Below are 304 nucleotides of genomic sequence, written 5' to 3'. Positions count from 1 at the left end.
TAGGATTCTTCCTGATACTGACCGTGATCTGCGGAGTGGTGTTTCCGCTGGTGGTCACCGGAATAGCGAAAGTATTTTTCCCGAAACAGGCCATGGGATCCATTCTGGTCGGGGAGGATGGAACGAAATACGGAAGTGAGCTGCTGGGCCAGCAGTTCACAGAAAACAAGTATTTATGGGGACGTATCATGAATGTGGATACCTCCACCTTTACCGGTGAGAATGGAGAGCCGCTCATGTATTCCTGAGCTTCGAATAAGACACCGGCCGGGGAAGAACTGGAGGAACTGATTGCAGAGCGGGT

Annotated in this window: 1 protein-coding gene; it reads left to right on the top strand. The window is 51.3% G+C overall.

Features of this window, described 5'->3' with window-relative positions:
- Positions 1-248 (top strand): potassium-transporting ATPase subunit C (locus NE473_RS31100; RefSeq protein WP_256265640.1); only part of this gene is annotated, 248 nt, incomplete at its 5' end.
- Positions 249-304: the final 56 nt, after the last annotated feature.

Origin of the sequence: Hungatella sp. SL.1.14 (assembly GCF_024460495.1) — a bacterium.
Taxonomy (GTDB): Bacteria; Bacillota; Clostridia; order Lachnospirales; family Lachnospiraceae; genus Hungatella; species Hungatella hathewayi.
The sequence above is the reverse complement of the archived record's forward strand: the minus strand, read 5'-3'. Positions and strand labels throughout refer to the sequence as shown.